This window comes from Romboutsia sp. 13368 (genome assembly GCF_018336475.1).
In the GTDB taxonomy this organism is placed as follows: Bacteria; Bacillota; Clostridia; order Peptostreptococcales; family Peptostreptococcaceae; genus Romboutsia.
Window position 1 is genome coordinate 910,446 of sequence record NZ_CP048741.1, and the last position, 1,796, is coordinate 912,241.

The following is a 1,796-nucleotide window of genomic DNA, read 5'->3' on the forward strand; positions in this document are numbered from 1 at the left end:
AGTTACCAGCACCAGCAGTAGTTAGATATCAATATGGATATAAATATGGAGTTGAAAGTACTAATAAAGATACTGTAGTATTAGAACAATATGTAAACTCATTTACAGACCAAGCAAAAGGAAAATCTGTAGCTAAACAAATGCAAGCATCAGGTGCAGATATAATATTAGCTGCAGCAGGAGATGCAGGAACAGGTGCTATAGAAGCTGCAAAAGAAGCCAATAAATATGCTATAGGTGGAGATAGAGATCAAAGCGATTTAGCACCAGAAAATGTAATAGTTTCAGCTATGAAGAAACTAAATGTTGCATCTTATTCTTTAGTAAAGGATTTAGTAGAAGGAAACTTTAAGGGTGGAGCAGAAAAAGTATACGGACTTAAAGAAGGTGGAGTTGGAATATCAGAAAACAACTTATTACCAGAAGATGTAATGGATTATGCTAATAAAGAAGCTGAAAAGATAAAAAATGGTGAAATAAAAATACCTAGAACTGAATAAAAATATTATCGTATTTTTCTTTTTTACGTTGTTAGATTAATCTAAGTTTTTACCAGTGAAGGCTAATGGTAAAAGTTCACCTAAAGTATATTCTAAATATTCATCTCTACTTTTAGCAATATAAACTTTAAATGTATCTAGATTACAAAATTCAGCCATAACTTGTCTACATACGGCACATGGTGCACAGAAGTCACCTTCTCCNNNATTTTGACCTTTTTTATGTCCAACTATAGCTATAGCAGTAAATTCTTTTTCACCTTCAGATATTGCTTTGAAGAAAGCAGTTCTTTCTSCACAGTTTGTCGGTGTAAAAGCAGCGTTTTCTATATTACATCCTGTATATATTTTTCCGCTAGCACCAAGTAAAGCAGCGCCTACAGTAAAGTGTGAGTATGGTGAATAAGAAAGTTTTTGAGCCTCATATGCTTTTTCTATTAATAATTTTGCATCAATCATGTTATTCCTCCTAATTTTTATTTAAAAGTTCTATTGTATTATCATTATAATTGTAAGAGAAAACTATATTTATAAGCTTATTCATATCTTTTACTTTAATAAACCCTTTATTGTAGTCAATAATATTATCACTAACTAATTCTTTAATTATTCTATTAACACTTCTGATATTTGATCCAATTCCTTCTACTAATAAGTCTTTGTGAATAGCATTTAAATTATGCTCATCTAAGAATCTCCATAAAAAGAATATTAATCTATGTTTTAAAGGATATACAATATTTGCCTTGCTATTAATGGATGTAGTATATAGTTTATGGGAAAGTTGAATATTTATATATAAAGAAAAATTACTATCATACTTAATCCATTCTAAGAAACAATCTTTAGGTATTTTAATTACCTCACAAGGCTCAAGTGCTTCTACATAGTTTAATATAGGTTTGTTTATGAATACTTCTAATTCTCCAAATAACTCATATTCAGAATATATTCGTTCTAAATATTTTATACCAGTAGATGTTAGAGAATAAACTTTAGCTTTACCTTTTTTTATTATGTATACAAAATTTGCATCTTCATTTTGAATCAATATCTTATCGAAAGTGTCAAAAGATATATTTAAAAAATCTTTTTTTATATGATTAGGGCAAGTTTCTAAAAGATAAGATAAGTTGTTCATTTTTTTCTCCTTCTTAAGTAAATTAACTAGATTATATCACATAATTTGAAATAAGCAATAATAAAAATATAAATTAAGGACAAATGTCCTAAATTATAAAATTATCATAAAAATTAATATATTATTTTATGTTTTAAATACATCTTAAAAATAGA

3 protein-coding genes are annotated in these 1,796 nt (G+C 27.4%); 1 reads left to right on the forward strand and 2 read right to left on the reverse strand.

What is annotated here, in order from left to right; translation table 11 throughout:
• A partial coding sequence (locus G3997_RS03660) for a BMP family lipoprotein (RefSeq protein ID WP_296648266.1) occupies positions 1 to 500 on the forward strand: 500 nt, incomplete at its 5' end.
• Between the two features lie 36 nt (positions 501 to 536).
• Here G3997_RS03660 and cdd read toward each other — a convergent pair.
• Positions 537 to 959: a cytidine deaminase gene (gene cdd / locus G3997_RS03665; RefSeq protein ID WP_296648271.1), complete on the reverse strand. Its 423-nt coding sequence runs from the start codon at positions 957 to 959 to the stop codon at positions 537 to 539.
• A 10-nt stretch (positions 960 to 969) separates the two neighbouring features.
• Positions 970 to 1,641 carry a Crp/Fnr family transcriptional regulator gene (locus G3997_RS03670; RefSeq protein ID WP_296648276.1) on the reverse strand — a complete coding sequence of 224 codons (672 nt, stop codon included), beginning with the start codon at positions 1,639 to 1,641 and terminating at the stop codon, positions 970 to 972.
• Between the last annotated feature and the right edge of the window lie 155 nt (positions 1,642 to 1,796).

Coding starts and splice junctions, on each gene's coding strand:
- G3997_RS03670 (WP_296648276.1), bottom strand. CDS start 1,641: ATGAACAACTTATCTTATCTTTTAGAAACTTGCCCTAATCATATAAAA.